Consider the following 14,699-nt stretch of genomic DNA (forward strand, 5'->3'; position numbering starts at 1 on the left):
TTGTTTGACTGCCTATTTTTGTATCTCCTCCCCTGGCACATGTAATCGATTGATTTATATTTGTTCTTTAGAATGCTTTAAAAACGAGGGATGCTCCGAGATCAGGTTGTCTGTATTTGAGGAAAATGAGGCCGAGCACGACATGCTTGTAGACAGCGACATCGAGCATGGGCAGCAACTTGTTGGCCATGGTCCACAGGCGTTTGTCGAGATCGTTGAGGAATTGCTGTTCTGCAAGGTTCATAGGGTTACTGCATGGCTGTATCTGTTTGGGAGTGCCGATTTGAGCACTTGGCAACGCATGAGTCAAGCAGGCTATATTCAATACGGATATTCAAATGCGATTCTTCAACACCCAGCGATCAATCAATTCACATAGTTCATCAGGATGGGTGGCAGGCAACCAGTGCTCGGAGTCAACCGTGGCAAATTCTACTTGTGGTAACTGCTGCAGCAGGGCTTGGGTGCGCTTTGGGTCGGTGATGCTGAGTCCGCCTGACTGGATGACGAGGGCAGGGCAACGCACCTCAGCAACGGGCAAGGGGCGCATGATTTCGATCAGGTTGTTAAGGTACTGCGCGGTCGGAATCACCTTGAGGTCATGCTTGGGTTTGCCATAGTCTGCCAGTATTGTTTTCAACTCGTCTGGGCCTGCTTGATGCACGCGGCGATCCAGCACCTGCAGGTCCAGCGTGCCGAGCTGGCGCCGATAGAAGCCGAGCCAGTTGAACAGTTTGATCAGCGCTACGGCAACACGCAGCAGCGGAATGAATGGCCGCAGCCGGGCGAGCACGCCAGTGACAGCTTCAGGAGCTATCGGTTCGATCAGCACCAGTCCAGCGCAGCGATCGGGATAGCGCGCGGCAAAGTTGAGCGCGATGTTGGCGCCGAGGCAGTGACCGACGATAATCGCGCGCGATTGCTGCTCGTGCTGCAGCAACTCAGCGATATCTTGACACCATTTCTCGATGCGTGCCGGGCCACGCCAAATCGATTCGCCGTGGCCGCGCAGATCCGGGCGCAGCAGCAGCCGGCCGGCTGCTAGGCGGCTGTGCTGAGTGAAATGCCACCAGCGGCTGGAGTTGCTAGCAGCACCATGCAGCAGCACGAGAGGCATGCTTTTTTCATTTTGTGCGGGTGTCCATCGCCGGTAGGTGAGCGTGACGCCGTCTTTACTCTGGAAATGCCGCTTTTCATCGATTTGCAGGCGTCCACTTTTTTTCAAGCGGCGATTGACCATCCAGTGATAGAGCCGCGACAGCAAGGGCCGAATCACTGGCAGACCGATTAACCAGGCGAGCGGTTTGAGTAGCGGCACCCGGGCCATCAGCACAATATAAGCATCCAGTTCAGAAACAATCCGCTGGTGTTCATCGTGAACATGCAGTTCGCTCAAGGCTTTGTGCGGATCGATGCCGATATCATGCAGGTGGGCGTCCTGCCCGGTAATATCGAACCAGCATACGTCCTCACCCCCTTTGCCTGCCAGTTTTTCATAATTTTGCCGATCCTTGATGCAAGCCGGGCAGGCGCCATCGTAATAGACCGTGATTTTTTTCTTTTCCTCTCCCATTAGCTACTTCCCCCTAATGAAAAGTCATCCGCCTGGTAGAATCATTACCATTTGCGGGAGTTTGTCGAATCGCCAGACTGCGTCAATGCTGGTTTTCGACAGGGACTTAGACCGAACAGCATATTGGTAACTATGCTACTGGAACGGTTTTCTAGCCAGCCGTGAAAAAAGTTTTACACATAAAGAAGCACATTTGAAAGTGCATGGCTCATTTACATTCTAAATCAAAACCGGCTTTGCCAGGCTCCTTTGCGGAAACCTGAAGCGATGCAGGACGCAACCGCCTGAGGTTATCCTTAGTTTGCGCTATCGAGCACAATCAGTTTGCGTGTTGCGCGTGTCATGGCAACATATAACAGGCATGCTTCTTCTTCATTACTCGTGCCTGCGTCAGCTTGCATGTTTGCCGCGGGAATGGCGACCAGTGGAAATTCCAGTCCTTTGCTGCTGTGAAAAGTGAGCAGTCTGACGGTGTTCTGCTTTTCGCTAAATTGAATAGTGTCTTTCCAGCTAAAGGGAATTCCTGCACCAGTAAGCGCATTATTGATAGTCTTGCCTACGGGATCCCAGTGACGATAAAGAATCGCCATCTCCTTCCAGGGCATGCCGTCTTGATGGGCCGCTTTCAGTTGCTTAGTGATGTATCTTGCTTGTTCCTGAAGACTGGGGAGCTTGATCAGCAATGGTTTAGGACCTTGGCGTCCGGCAGAAACCGGCATCAGCCTCGGTGCACTGTCTTCGTCTGTTTCGGTGGGCGTGAGCAACTGTCTGGCAAATTGACCCGCAAATTGAAGAATTTCCTGGGTATTGCGGTAGTTGATTTTGAGTATGGTGGTTCGCCCTTGTGCCTGGATGCCTATGCTCTTAAAGCTGAAGTGGCGTTTTTCTTTTGTGTGGTAAATGGATTGAACGTCATCATACAGAACCAGCAGTGAATTCGTGCGTGCATCTACCATTTGGACTACCAGCTTGAGCCATTCCGGACGAAAATCATGGCCTTCATCGATCAACACTGCTTCGTACTGTCCGGAAGGAATGAGTTTGTTATCTACCGCGCGGATGAGCCGATTCACCATGTCATCCCAATAACCATCGCGCTCGCCATCTCCTTCGGGCAGGTCAACGTGATAAGCCGTGAGCTGGCGGCGGCACCAGGCATGGAAAGTATGGACATTGACTTTGCTGCCGATTTCTTTTTGCTGTATCCAATGTTCAAGGCGTTTGGCAAGTATCCTGTTATAGCAAAGTATCAGAATCGGTTTAGCGCAAACCTTGGCAAGATATTTTGCGCGGTAGCCGAGAATCAGCGTCTTACCAGAGCCCGCCACCCCGTGGATAACTCGATGACCGTCGCCAAGGCTGCGCGCAAGTTGTTCCTGCTGTAAATCCATGACTTGTAAAATATCCGGTAGCTCGCCAACCGGTGCTGTAGCACTGTTCAATAGCTCGTCCTGTTTTGCGGGTATCCGGATTTCCGGGAACATATGCCAGCGTATCCGATCCATCTGCGGCAGGCTCAGATTGCCATAACCACTCACGGTAAACATATCCCACAAGCGTTTCTGGAACACTTCCATCTCCACCGATTCAACCATTTCATCCTGACAGATGACACGGCGGGGTTCCAATACTTCACCTAAATCAGTGCTTTCAAACTGCTTGCGGCTGATATTGGGAAGCACTACTCCATACGTCCAGGGGAAGAGGAGCTGACCCTGCATCCGGCCGTTGCTAAAAACCAGTTGCGGATCTCTTTGCAGCATATCGGCCACTACCTGAGCATATTGACGAGCTTGTTCAAGCGGATTGCGCTTGTGTATCAATCCTTCGGGCATAAGCAAAGTCACATCCGTTTTGGTAATGACCTGGATGCTATCCCGTTTCCAGTCCTTGATTTCCAGAATCAGCAAGCCACGTTTGGGGTGCAGCATAATAAAATCCGGATGCCTCATCGATTGACCGATAGGGATGTCATACCAACAAAGGTAATCGTCTTCCAGCTTTGTTTCCAGACGCTGAGCGAAACGTCTTTCGCCGGCAGTCATGCGGGAAACGCAGCTAGAGTAGCTAGGGATTAAAGTAGTCATGTTTTTATTAACGGCGATTACAACCTTCTTTTTAGCGCCAAGAGCATTCTAATTTTTTAAAGAAAGGTATTTTTGAGTTGTGTAATTGAACATTACCGCCTGAGCGATGGTGCTTCTTTCGTTGTCGACGCAGAATTGGTGATATTCTAAAGGAGAAATTCTAACCTGGAAGGCTTCCCGGTTAAATCTCTTGTGAAAGGAGCGCGTTATGACGATTACACTCAACCATACTATTGTTCCGTGTTTTGATAAGCAGGCATCCGCAGCGCTTTATTGCAGACTATTTGGCTTTGAATATTTGGGTAATTTTTCTCGTTTCATCGTGGTGCGCGTGAATGATACGCTGTGTCTGGATTTTGATAACAGGGAGAAATTTGAATCCCATCATTATGCATTTAAGGTTTCCGAGCAGGAATTTGATGAAATATTTGCGCGCCTGCAAGCGGAAAAACTCAAATATGGCAGCGGCCCCGGCGAGGCCGAGAATATGACAATCAATCATAATTATGGTGGGCGCGGAGTTTATTTCCGTGATCAGAATGGCCATTTGCTGGAAATGCTGACCGCAGATTATGAAATGCCGCCTCAATAATTGCTGTCATCGAGCTGTGCGTTACTCACATTAGTCTGGGCACCCAAGGAATGCTGCGGACGGAGAATTGGCTGATGAGAGGAGGCCTATATTCTTTGTCATGCAATCTTTTCTTATCAAGGCCACACCTCACTGAATACGGCCAGCGGATAGGTTATCCTCAAGCGCCCTGGAGTACGCCAGCGAAACTTCTTCGATAACTGATGATATATCTGCGTTGGCACCAGTAATATCTGCTAGAGGCACGCCACGCAGAATAGCCATCCAATACAGCAGCTCTATCATTTCCGCTGCAATGCATGCTGAACAAATCCCTGATCCCGACGGAATTTCCAGTGATTTTGAGTCTGGATTATGATCTTCTTTCACCGCGTCAGCGAGAGGATTGGTCAGCTTAGCAATTGCTTTTGCTGTAGCAACATTGACATTGCCTGGATTGAGTATAGGAGCAGATCTGAACGCTTTATTGTTAGGGGGAGTTGAAAATGCCATTTTTTTCTCTTTTCGTTAGTTTTTCATCAATAAATGCGTCATAACCCTTAGAGGAGACGCAAGCTTTGGTTGGTAGTACATCATCATCTCTCTTGATCCAGCTTGTGTGCTGTAGATCGCAAGTGACCGATGATGATTACAAGATAACTGATCCAGATTGGATCCTCTGTGAGAAAAATCACACCAAGTGGTGCCTATGGCCCAACTGCCAATTAATCCGACCAGCTGGCCTCTTTGATTCGTCCTCCCTGAAAGCAACATTGCACACCACAGCTGGGATAGCGGCAGGCAGAATCAAGGCATGCTAACCCGAATATTTCATAAATTCGCGTGATGATCGCGCAGGATTTTGATTAATAGGGAAGTTTTGAGAAAGAGGGGTGTAGTGACTCATACACCCGACTGAGCAAAATCTTTCTTATTAATCAAAAGACAAGTGAGGGCACGTGCCAATTTATGAAATATTCGGGCTAATCTGATTCTGCCATCATTTGCTGCTGGCAATGCTTACATGCCTACTACACCGCCATCTTCACGGGATACGACTACTGTGGCGGAACGTGGACGCGCGCCGCTGGGATTAACCATTACAGCTGGCTCGCCGGGATGTTTGAAGACTTTGCCATTATCCGGCCAGTTACTGGTAAAGCTGTTTGCGCCGGATCGGTCTCCAGGGTGTTGCAAGTTGACAAACAAGGATTTGCCATCGGGGGTTGAGGTGATACCGGTTACCTCACAGTCCTGTGGTCCCACCAAGAAACGTTTGATTTCTCCGGTAAAGGGATGGGCGGCCAGCATCTGGTTGTTGCCAAAAGGACCGCTACTTTGTTGTGAGCCGCTCATGTCGGTCTGAATCCAGAGAATGCCATTTTGATCAATCCAGAGACCATCTGGACTGGCAAAGATATTATCCTGGGTCAAGGCGAGGCCGCTTTGCTCTGGCAGAATCTGACTGTCAGTTTCAGGGCCGGCCAGCACGAAAATATCCCAAGTGAATTGGGTTGCCCAGGGGCGATTGCCTTCCTCGCGCCAGCGGATGATATGGCCATAAGGATTGGGGGCCCGTGGATTGGCGGCATCAATGGTACCTGCACTGCGGCTGCTGTTGTTGGTCAGGGTCATGTAGACTTCACAGGTTTGCGGATGCACCGTACCCCATTCTGGCCGATCCATTTTGGTTGCGCCTACCACATCGGCTGCCAAGCGGGTATTGACCAGGACATCGGCTTGATCCATGAAGAAAACACTCTTGCTGAGTGACATGGCATGAAAATACGGATCATTGATATCCAGCGCGAGCCATTCTCCCGTACCTTCATCGTTAAAGCGGGCTGCATATAGAATGCCTTCATCCAGAATATCCCCATTGATCTCTTTGCTGTAGCGAGCCTTGGTGACGAATTTGTAAATATACTCATTTTGCGCATCGTCACCCGAGTAGAAAACGACTGGCTGGCCGAGTTGTGGCGGTGCGACCCAGCAACCTTCATGGGCAAATCGACCCATGGCGGTACGCTTGATGGGCTTGCTGTTGGGATTGAATGGATCGATTTCCACAATCCAGCCGTGTCCATTGGCTTCGTTCCGATAATCCTCGTTTGCACTGCTTCCTTTTACCGATACGTCGAAACGAATGTGCTCATCAGCGCCACTTTGTGCAGTTTCCCAGCGGTAACGGCCATTATGGGTACTGACTCCATAGCGACTGTGTTCTCTGGGAAGGCTGGCGCGATTAACAAAATAGCTCGCCCAATTTTCTTCGCAGGTCAGGTAAGTTCCCCAAGGGGTATAACCATTACCACAGTTGTTGATAGTACCGCGTGCTTCGATTCCAGCAGGACTATACTTGGTTTTGACCAGATCGCTGCCGCGAACGGGGCCTCTGATTTCCATGGGTGTGCCTGCGGTGATGCGGCGGTTATAAAGTCCATTGATGATCCGCCAGTTACCGTCTGTGTCTTTACTGATTTCGACGATGCTGACACCATGTGCGGCAATTTCCTTGCTGACTTCATCAGCTGGACGTTGTCCAGCGATCAGGCTGGGGCCATGGGTATGCAGCACATTTTGGTCGACGTATTCATGATTGACAGTCAGCAAACCATGGGTGTTGGGGTTATCTTCAAATGGAAAATAATGCATCCCATCGTGATGCGCGCCGACTTGCTGTTCCTGATCAACACCAGAGTTGGATGCATCCGGAGCATAAGCAGGGTAACTGCCGGTAATGGGGGTGCCCCAAGGAATCACGGTTTGTGCTTTATAGCCAAGTGGGATAGTAACGGTATCAGAGCGCGTGATGGGGATGGCATTGAAACCTAAAGTAGGGTTCAATACAAATGGCGGGTTAGGTGATTGTGTGAATTTTGTGGCGATCGAGGCGCTTGATGCTGCCTCAGCCTGAGTCGTTAACTCTGGTAAACCGAACATGCCTGCCACCGCTATACTCAGACTACCGGTCAGCATTTGCCGGCGTGACAATCTTTTCTCAAGGAGGGTTGAAAAATGGGGATTGTCCGAATGATTGCTCATGGGTTCATCCCCATGATCGCTTTCCACGCTATTGTTATCTTTATCGCTCATATCTGTCCTCACTTCAAATAGGAATAGGGAGCAAGGAGTTATAAACGATGAAGATGTTATTTTTGTGACATTTTTGTAACGAAAAGATTGCCAGCGCTCGGTAAAAGAGCGGCTTTCATTAGGCAACGTTTTAACAAGAATAAAGACTCAATGACGCTGGATCCGCTCCAGAGAAAGGATAATATTCCGTCAGTTTTCTCCGCTCATGCCATATTCAATAGGTGTTTTGATGAAGAAGACATTGATTCCTTCTTCGCGTAGCCGGGTGAGTATGCGCTCAACATCTGCTGCACTGAGCGCCATTGTGACTTCAATGGGTTGATCACTCAGCTCAAAGAAATGTGCTGAATGCAGCTTGCCGTCATGACCAAATCCTTCGGCTGCGACAAACAAGGTGGCCCCCCTGATGCCAAGTTTACGCGCTTCCTGCAATAACCACTCGCCTAAGGGTAAACCACCATGTTGGCGGGACTGCTGGGTAAGAAAAGTTAATTGATAGCCGCGCATAATCTTGTTTCCTTGAATTTAGGCGTTCCTGAACAGTGAAATCGTCGCTAGCCCGAGCATCGTCATCAACAATGATCCCATCACATGTAAGCCGATGGCGCCGGCTGCCCAGAGTAGCCGACCCTGTTGAATGAGTGTCACTATTTCTGCAGAAAAGGTGGAGAAAGTGGTGAGTCCACCCAGGAAACCGGTGATGATGAATAAGCGCCACTCGGGCGCCAGTTCGGGATGATTGGCAAATAGAGCAAGCGCCACTCCGATCAGATAACCGCCAATGAGATTGGCGACGAGGGTTCCCGGTGGAATGGCTGGAAACAGCGCATTGAACGAAATTCCAAGAAACCAGCGTAGTACGGCGCCCAGCGATGCACCAATGCAGATGGCGAGTATGGAATGAAACATTAACTTGTATGATTGTGAGTAGTGATTAATTTACTGGTGTTTGCAGATGATATGTTGTACAACCATTAAATAGGCGGATTCAGTATTCTAGCTGGTATGGTGCCGCCGGTAAGTCCATTATCTATGATTATATCTGTGTTATCCGAAAGCTGATTAGCTCACTTTATTTCTTACCGATTTTCTTCAAATGATTAAGATGTTGCATGTCCTGCGCGATAGCTGGCAGAAAGCCAGAAAGGTGGTGGCCTTTATTGCACCCTACAAACGGCAAGTCGCTTTCAGCCTAGTGGCGCTCTTATTTACAGCAACGATTATGCTTTCGATCGGGCAAGGCATCCGGTTATTGATCGATCGTGGCTTGGCGACCCAATCGATTGAGCTGCTGACGCAGTATATGGTTATTTTTATTTTGCTCATTGTCGCGCTTGCTGTGGGGACCTTTACTCGCTACTACTGGGTGACCTGGCTGGGTGAGCGTGTGGTAGCTGACATTCGCTGTAAGGTATTCGATCATTTGATCAATTTGCACCCTGGTTTTTTTGAGAATAATCGCAGCCTCGAGATTCAATCGCGCCTGACCGCGGATATGACCTTGCTGCAATCCGTTATTGGCTCATCCGTTTCTGTCGCCTTGCGCAATCTCGTGATGCTGATTGGTGGAATTGTCTGGTTATTTATAACCAATACCAAATTGACAGCGCTGGTGTTGATCAGCGTACCGCTGGTGGTGGCGCCTATTTTGGTGTTTGGCCGCAGGGTGCGGCGTCTGTCCCGTCAAAGCCAGGACAGAATTGCAACAGTGGGCGCCTACATTGGAGAGATTCTGGGGCAGATAAAGACCGTGCAAGCCTATAACCATCAGGAGATCGATAAAGATATCTTTCATCGATATGTCGAAGATGCCTTTGCCATAGCCAAGCAACGCACCACTCAGCGTGCCATGCTGATTACCGTGGTCATCATGTTGGTGTTCGGCGCAGTCGGTTTGATGCTTTGGGTGGGCGGGATGGATGTGATTGCAGGGCAGATTAGTGGCGGTGAATTGGCGGCATTTATTTTTTACAGCATTATCGTGGGTTCTGCAGTAGGCTCGATCTCGGAAGTGCTGGGAGAGCTTCAGCGCGCTGCGGGTGCCGCTGAACGTACCGTGGAGTTATTGTCTGCTCCCAGTGAAATAGTGTCTCCAGCAAGCCCGAAATCTTTGCCGGTCTTAACGGGGCGCATCGAAATAGAGCGATTGTGTTTTGCTTATCCTTCCCGTCCTGAGGTGCTTGCTATCAACGAATTGTCACTGACTATTAGGGCAGGTGAGATGTTAGCTTTGGTCGGTCCATCCGGAGCAGGAAAGTCGACCTTGTTTGATTTGCTATTACGTTTCTTTGATCCTCAATCTGGTGGCATAAGGCTGGAAGGTATCGATATCCGTCAGTTGGAAATCACAGGCTTACGAGCTTGTTTTGCGCTGGTCTCACAAAATCCGGTCTTGTTTTATGGCAGTATCAGCGACAACCTTCGCTATGCCTGCCAGGACGCAACGGATGCGGAAGTGGAAGCCGCCGCCAAAGCAGCCTTTGCACATGAGTTTATCGTTAGTCTTCCCGAAGGGTATCAAACCCATTTGGGTGATACAGGATTGGGATTGTCAGGCGGGCAGAAGCAGCGAATTGCCATTGCCCGTGCGATTCTGGCCGGTGCGCCGATTTTGTTGTTGGATGAAGCAACCAGTGCGTTGGATGCGGAAAGTGAATACTGGGTACAACAGGCGCTGTCTCAATTGATGGCACACCGTACCACGATAGCGATTGCGCATCGTTTGAGTACTGTGAAATCAGCAGATAGGATTGCAGTCCTCAATCATGGATATTTAGAAGCGCTCGGCACACATGCGGAGTTGATGGCAACCAGTGAGCTCTATGCGCGATTGGCATCGTTACAATTTCATATGCAATGAGTGGAGTGGTGTGGTGACACGTAAACTAATTTGCCAGCTTTCAGTAGGCTTTTCTTGTTGCGCTGCAGTTGCATGCTTCGCATGCAGGATCTTTTTTTAAGTTGATTGTTCGCCATTTCATGGTCAGCCCATCAAGTATCAGCAAACGACCATTAAGCGTTTCGCCTATGCCCAGCAAAACCTTGATCGTTTCTGCTGCCTGAGTGCAGCCTATGATACCGGCCAGGGGTGCAAATACGCCCATTACGGCGCAATTGGGATCATCATCTTCGCCAGCAACGGGAAAAAGACAATGATAACAAGGACTGTTGGCATAACGCAGGTCAAATACCGAGACTTGGCCGTCAAAGCGTACAACAGCACCTGAGATCAGCGGTTTTTTCTGAATGATACAAGCTTGGTTGATGGCATGACGGGTGACAAAATTGTCGCTGGCATCTACCACGGCATCAACGGAAGAGAGCAGATGCAATAGAACCTCTTCAGTTACCTGTTTCTGTAAGGTCGTGATTTCAATCTCTGGATTGATATGATGCAGGGTTTTTCGGGCGGAAGCCGTTTTGGGCAGGCCGATCGCGTCGGTGCTGTGAATGATTTGCCTTTGTAGATTGGTGAGATCGACGTTATCTTTATCGCAGATGACGATTTTTCCGATACCACTGGCGGCAAGATACAACGCGGCGGGTGAGCCAAGCCCCCCCGCCCCAATGATCAGGACGCTTGATTGCGTTAACTTTTCTTGTCCCCGTACATCGATTTGGGGCAGCAAAATATGGCGACTATAACGCAATAGCTGATTGTCATTCACGGCCCTCCCACCTCACTTTTTCAGCTATTGCTTTTTATATTTCAGGAACTCGCTGCTTTTTTAGCAGTTTTTGTAGACTTTCTTTTTGAATCTGCCTCAATTCCCTTTAGATGCTTAATGGCTTTGGTGAGCAAGAGATCATCGCTCGAGCCAAACTCCATGGGAGCACTCTTTTTCTTAGTCGTAGATTTTTTACTTTTGGGTTTATCTTCAGATCCATTGGGTTTTTTTGCGCTGGTAACATCATCTCCATTATTCCCCTCATTTTGGTTGCTACGCAGATGCCGGGTAAGATCTGATTCACGCAATTGCCGGGACGCATCATCCGTTTCATCGACTATATCCGGCGTAATCCCCTTAGCCTGAATGGACTGTCCGTTAGGTGTGTAGTAACGCGCTGTTGTCAGCTTGATTGCTGTATTGTTGCCAAGGGGAAGAATAGTCTGTACTGAACCTTTGCCAAAAGTTTGGGTACCCATGACGACAGAGCGCTTGTGATCCTGCAGGGCACCTGCGACAATTTCAGAGGCCGAGGCTGAGCCCCCGTTTACCAGTGTGATCATAGGTACCGTTTTAATTTCCGACGGTAATCCTGTTAAATAATCCTTACCTGGATTACGCAAGTAATATTCAGGGCTAGCCATGAGTCGCATTTTTGCATCGCTTGTGCGCCCTTCAGTATAGACGACGAGTGCGTTGGTCGGAAGAAATGCGGCTGATACGGCCACAGCACTGTTTAGCAATCCGCCGGGATCATTTCGTAAATCAAGCACAAGTCCTTTCATGGGAATTTTGCTTTCTTTGAATAATTTTTCAATCGCCTGAGCTAAATTTTCACCTGTATGTTCTTGAAATTGTGTGACACGTAAATAACCGTAACCAGGTTCAATTAACTTGGCTTTGACGCTTTCGATTTTGATAATGGCGCGAACTAATGTGAATACTAGGGGTTCAGCTTCGCCTTCCCGAGCGATCGTAAGTGTAATCGAGGTGTCAGGCTTACCACGCATGCGCTTGATAGCCTCGTTGAGTGTCATGCCTTTAACCGCGGTATCATCCAGTTTGATAATCAGATCACCTGTTTTGATACCGGCCCGGAATGCTGGAGTATCCTCAATCGGCGAAATGACTTTGACCAAACCATCTTCCATAGTAACTTGGATGCCGAGTCCACCAAATTCGCCTTGTGTGCCGATTTGCAGTTCCTTGTATTCCTCGCTATCCAGATAGGCAGAGTGCGGATCCAAGCCAACCAGCATGCCGTTGATGGCTTCAGTAATAAGTTTTTTGTCCTCGACGGGTTCCACATAATCGCTTTTAATGCGACCAAATACCTGTGTAAAGGCACGTAACTCTTCGATTGGGAGAGGAGGCAACTCTGCTTGGAGCGCTTTATCGGCTACAGCGGAAAAGTTGAGACTGATCAACACCCCGGCAGCAACACCGGAGAGGACTAAACTGAGTTTTTTAACAAAATTATGCATCACGTATTCTCCGCACCTATCAACTTTACAATTTTTACCATAAATTTCATTCTATTTTTACCCAGGTTAATGGGTCAAATGGTTTACCCTGGTGTCGCAATTCAAAGTATAAACCCGATTCACGATTACCACCGCTGTTTCCTACAGTCGCAATCGTGTCGCCGCTCTGAACCCGATCACCAACACGTTTGTAGATAGTTTCATTGTAACCATAGAGACTCATGTAGTTGTTGCCATGATCCAAAATCATAAGGTTCCCAAATCCACGCAACCAATCAGCAAATACAACTTGCCCGTTCGCTATGGCTTTTACCTCATTACCATTTTGGGAACGAATAAATAATCCTTTCCATTTAATTCCTCCTTCTTGCCGTGGACTGTCAAAACGATTGACAAGTTCCCCTCGTACCGGTAATCGTAGCTGTCCTCTGAGTGATGCAAATGAACTTCCCTTCACAGAAGAATCAGGAAGCAAGCGGTTATGAAGCGAGGATGGAGATGATTTATGAGCAGAAGGAGGGGGGGATTTTTTTTGAGTGAGTAGTCTATTGATTTCTTTTACCAGGTTGGATAGGCGTTGCTCATCACTTTTGAGTTTGCTGATTTCTTGTTGTTGCTGGGTAATTTCTTCGGAGAGGTTTGCAAGAATTTTTTCACGTTTGCTTTTTTCTTGTTCCAGCTGATGCTTTCGGTTGGTCTGCTCAGTTTGAATCTTTACGATCTCTTCTCTTTTTAGGTGACTCTCGTCAGCTAATATGTCTAGCCGTTCAAGCTGAGTGCGTAGGGTATCAATATTTTCAGAGCGTGCCCGCTTTAGGTATCCATAGTAATGAAGATTGCGTGCTATTTGATTGGGATCTTGCTGCCTGAGTAGCAACTGCATGTAATCCTGCTGTCCCTTGAGGTATTGATAGTAAAGCATTTTACCGAGCTGCTCTTGCTGCACTTTAATCTGGTTTTGAATTTGTTTGGATTGATCCAGTAATTGATCGAGACTGCTATTGGCGTCAATCTGTTGTTGAGCAAGCGTAGCCAAGATTCGGTTAGTTTCGCTGATGGCACGTTCCGAGTCGCGTAAAGCATCTGCCGCTTCAGTTTTAGATGTTTCCTTGCTGGCCAGATCTTGTTGTAAGGCTTTAATGCGATTTTGTAATTGCTTTAAGTTTTCTTTGTTCGCTTGGGGATTGGCATATAGTTGGCCTGTGCATATCAGAGCTAAAAAAAACATCATGATTCTGCACAGTGTAACACTTGCACTGTAACACATGGCTTATTTCAAATATCGTGCAAAATGTATATGAATCCGAGATTTTCTAGGGTACGCTAAGTTAAACATTTACTTTAGCCTGGTTTGCTACAGCTGACGTGGCTTCTTCAATTTCGGCTGAGTTGCCAAGATAGTAGCTGCGCATGGATTTTAAATTATCGTCGAGCTCATAAATCAGGGGAATACCCGTAGGTATGTTGTAGTTAAGAATATCCTGATCTGAAACATTATCAAGATACTTGATGAGTGCTCGCAAGGAATTACCATGCGCCACAATGATTGTTCGTTGCCCCGCTTTGACTTGAGGTGCAATAGTTTGGTTCCAAAAAGGTAAAAATCTAGTAATCGTATCTTTGAGGCTTTCGGTCAGAGGGATGTCCTGTTTGGATACGTTGCTATAGCGAGGATCCAATCCAGGGTAGCGTTCATCATCAGTTGTAAGGGCTGGAGGCTGAATGTCGTAACTGCGCCGCCATAGCAAGACTTGCTTATCGCCGTAGCGGGTAGCTGTTTCTGCTTTATTCAATCCTTGCAAAGCCCCGTAATGCCGCTCATTCAGTCGCCAGGTAAGATTAATTGGAACCCACATCTGGTCCATTTGATCAAGCGTGATCCAGAGCGTACGTATGGCGCGTTTTAGCACTGAAGTATAAGCAATATCAAAGATAAATCCATTTTCTCGTAAAAGCCGGCCAGCAGAGCTGGCTTCTTCCAGTCCCTTGGGTGTTAAATCTACGTCTGTCCAGCCGGTAAAACGATTTTCCTTATTCCAAATGCTTTCTCCATGACGCAGGAGAACGAGTTTTTTCATGTTGACCTTCAAAAGAAGAAGCTAGTAGTTTGTAAAAGCGACTGATGTACCAGAATTTTATTATATTTTGACAAAGAAAGCAGCATGTTGCAGTGATCTTCATTTTTTGTTGTTTGTATTAGATCATTTCGTAATCATATAA

At 48.0% G+C, this 14,699-nt stretch carries 13 protein-coding genes; 3 read left to right on the forward strand and 10 right to left on the reverse strand.

Annotated elements, in window-relative coordinates; all coding sequences use genetic code 11:
- A partial coding sequence (locus BLP80_RS15920) for a hypothetical protein (protein WP_218120414.1) occupies positions 1-379 on the forward strand: 379 nt, incomplete at its 5' end.
- Here the strand turns inward: BLP80_RS15920 and BLP80_RS08465 are convergent.
- Together BLP80_RS08465 and BLP80_RS08470 are read right to left on the reverse strand one after the other, a co-directional pair.
- Positions 335-1,573: an alpha/beta fold hydrolase gene (locus BLP80_RS08465; protein ID WP_090542255.1), complete on the reverse strand. Its 1,239-nt coding sequence runs from the start codon at positions 1,571-1,573 to the stop codon at positions 335-337. The genes BLP80_RS15920 and BLP80_RS08465 overlap by 45 nt on opposite strands.
- 296 nt (positions 1,574-1,869) lie before the next feature.
- Complete coding sequence (locus BLP80_RS08470) at positions 1,870-3,660, reverse strand: DEAD/DEAH box helicase (RefSeq protein ID WP_176754319.1); 1,791 nt, start codon at positions 3,658-3,660, stop codon at positions 1,870-1,872.
- A gap of 208 nt (positions 3,661-3,868) precedes the next feature.
- Here BLP80_RS08470 and BLP80_RS08475 point away from each other — a divergent pair, with 208 nt between their 5' ends.
- Positions 3,869-4,252, forward strand: a complete 384-nt coding sequence (locus BLP80_RS08475) for a VOC family protein (RefSeq protein WP_090542259.1) — start codon at positions 3,869-3,871, stop codon at positions 4,250-4,252.
- Positions 4,253-4,381: 129 nt separating this feature from the next.
- Here the strand turns inward: BLP80_RS08475 and BLP80_RS08480 are convergent, their stop codons facing one another.
- The 4 genes from BLP80_RS08480 to crcB all read right to left on the reverse strand — a co-directional run bounded on the left by BLP80_RS08480 (position 4,382) and on the right by crcB (position 8,236).
- Positions 4,382-4,744 carry a hypothetical protein gene (locus BLP80_RS08480; protein ID WP_090542261.1) on the reverse strand — a complete coding sequence of 121 codons (363 nt, stop codon included), beginning with the start codon at positions 4,742-4,744 and terminating at the stop codon, positions 4,382-4,384.
- A gap of 507 nt (positions 4,745-5,251) precedes the next feature.
- The gene (locus BLP80_RS08485) at positions 5,252-7,327 is read right to left on the reverse strand and encodes a PhoX family protein (protein ID WP_090542262.1); all 2,076 of its coding nucleotides are present in this window, start codon (positions 7,325-7,327) and stop codon (positions 5,252-5,254) included.
- A gap of 189 nt (positions 7,328-7,516) precedes the next feature.
- Positions 7,517-7,834 carry a DUF190 domain-containing protein gene (locus BLP80_RS08490; protein WP_090542264.1) on the reverse strand — a complete coding sequence of 106 codons (318 nt, stop codon included), beginning with the start codon at positions 7,832-7,834 and terminating at the stop codon, positions 7,517-7,519.
- Between the two features lie 18 nt (positions 7,835-7,852).
- On the reverse strand, positions 7,853-8,236 hold the full coding sequence (crcB, locus tag BLP80_RS08495; RefSeq protein WP_090542266.1) for a fluoride efflux transporter CrcB: 384 nt from the start codon (positions 8,234-8,236) through the stop codon (positions 7,853-7,855).
- Between the two features lie 187 nt (positions 8,237-8,423).
- On the opposite strand from crcB, the gene BLP80_RS08500 reads away from it, so the two are divergent.
- Positions 8,424-10,187, forward strand: a complete 1,764-nt coding sequence (locus BLP80_RS08500) for an ABC transporter transmembrane domain-containing protein (RefSeq protein WP_090542268.1) — start codon at positions 8,424-8,426, stop codon at positions 10,185-10,187.
- A 40-nt stretch (positions 10,188-10,227) separates the two neighbouring features.
- Here the strand turns inward: BLP80_RS08500 and BLP80_RS08505 are convergent, their stop codons facing one another.
- From BLP80_RS08505 to gpmA, 4 genes are all read right to left on the reverse strand, one after another.
- Positions 10,228-10,995: a HesA/MoeB/ThiF family protein gene (locus tag BLP80_RS08505; RefSeq protein WP_090542270.1), complete on the reverse strand. Its 768-nt coding sequence runs from the start codon at positions 10,993-10,995 to the stop codon at positions 10,228-10,230.
- A gap of 41 nt (positions 10,996-11,036) precedes the next feature.
- Positions 11,037-12,479, reverse strand: a complete 1,443-nt coding sequence (locus tag BLP80_RS08510; protein WP_090542272.1) for a S41 family peptidase — start codon at positions 12,477-12,479, stop codon at positions 11,037-11,039.
- A gap of 46 nt (positions 12,480-12,525) precedes the next feature.
- Positions 12,526-13,707: a murein hydrolase activator EnvC family protein gene (locus tag BLP80_RS08515; protein WP_256325020.1), complete on the reverse strand. Its 1,182-nt coding sequence runs from the start codon at positions 13,705-13,707 to the stop codon at positions 12,526-12,528.
- 100 nt (positions 13,708-13,807) lie between these two features.
- A complete protein-coding gene (gene gpmA / locus BLP80_RS08520; RefSeq protein WP_090542276.1) occupies positions 13,808-14,557 on the reverse strand; it encodes a 2,3-diphosphoglycerate-dependent phosphoglycerate mutase in 750 nt (249 codons plus the stop codon).
- Between the last annotated feature and the right edge of the window lie 142 nt (positions 14,558-14,699).

The organism is Nitrosomonas sp. Nm132 (genome assembly GCF_900100485.1).
Taxonomy (GTDB): Bacteria; Pseudomonadota; Gammaproteobacteria; order Burkholderiales; family Nitrosomonadaceae; genus Nitrosomonas.

Bases quoted from the DNA above. Each gene is read 5' to 3' on its own strand.
- BLP80_RS08465 (WP_090542255.1), bottom strand. From the start codon at position 1,573: ATGGGAGAGGAAAAGAAAAAAATCACGGTCTATTACGATGGCGCCTGC.
- BLP80_RS08470 (WP_176754319.1), bottom strand. From the start codon at position 3,660: ATGACTACTTTAATCCCTAGCTACTCTAGCTGCGTTTCCCGCATGACT.
- BLP80_RS08475 (WP_090542259.1), top strand. From the start codon at position 3,869: ATGACGATTACACTCAACCATACTATTGTTCCGTGTTTTGATAAGCAG.
- BLP80_RS08480 (WP_090542261.1), bottom strand. From the start codon at position 4,744: ATGGCATTTTCAACTCCCCCTAACAATAAAGCGTTCAGATCTGCTCCT.
- BLP80_RS08485 (WP_090542262.1), bottom strand. From the start codon at position 7,327: ATGAGCGATAAAGATAACAATAGCGTGGAAAGCGATCATGGGGATGAA.
- BLP80_RS08490 (WP_090542264.1), bottom strand. From the start codon at position 7,834: ATGCGCGGCTATCAATTAACTTTTCTTACCCAGCAGTCCCGCCAACAT.
- crcB (WP_090542266.1), bottom strand. From the start codon at position 8,236: ATGTTTCATTCCATACTCGCCATCTGCATTGGTGCATCGCTGGGCGCC.
- BLP80_RS08500 (WP_090542268.1), top strand. From the start codon at position 8,424: ATGATTAAGATGTTGCATGTCCTGCGCGATAGCTGGCAGAAAGCCAGA.
- BLP80_RS08510 (WP_090542272.1), bottom strand. From the start codon at position 12,479: ATGCATAATTTTGTTAAAAAACTCAGTTTAGTCCTCTCCGGTGTTGCT.
- BLP80_RS08515 (WP_256325020.1), bottom strand. From the start codon at position 13,707: ATGTTTTTTTTAGCTCTGATATGCACAGGCCAACTATATGCCAATCCC.
- gpmA (WP_090542276.1), bottom strand. From the start codon at position 14,557: ATGAAAAAACTCGTTCTCCTGCGTCATGGAGAAAGCATTTGGAATAAG.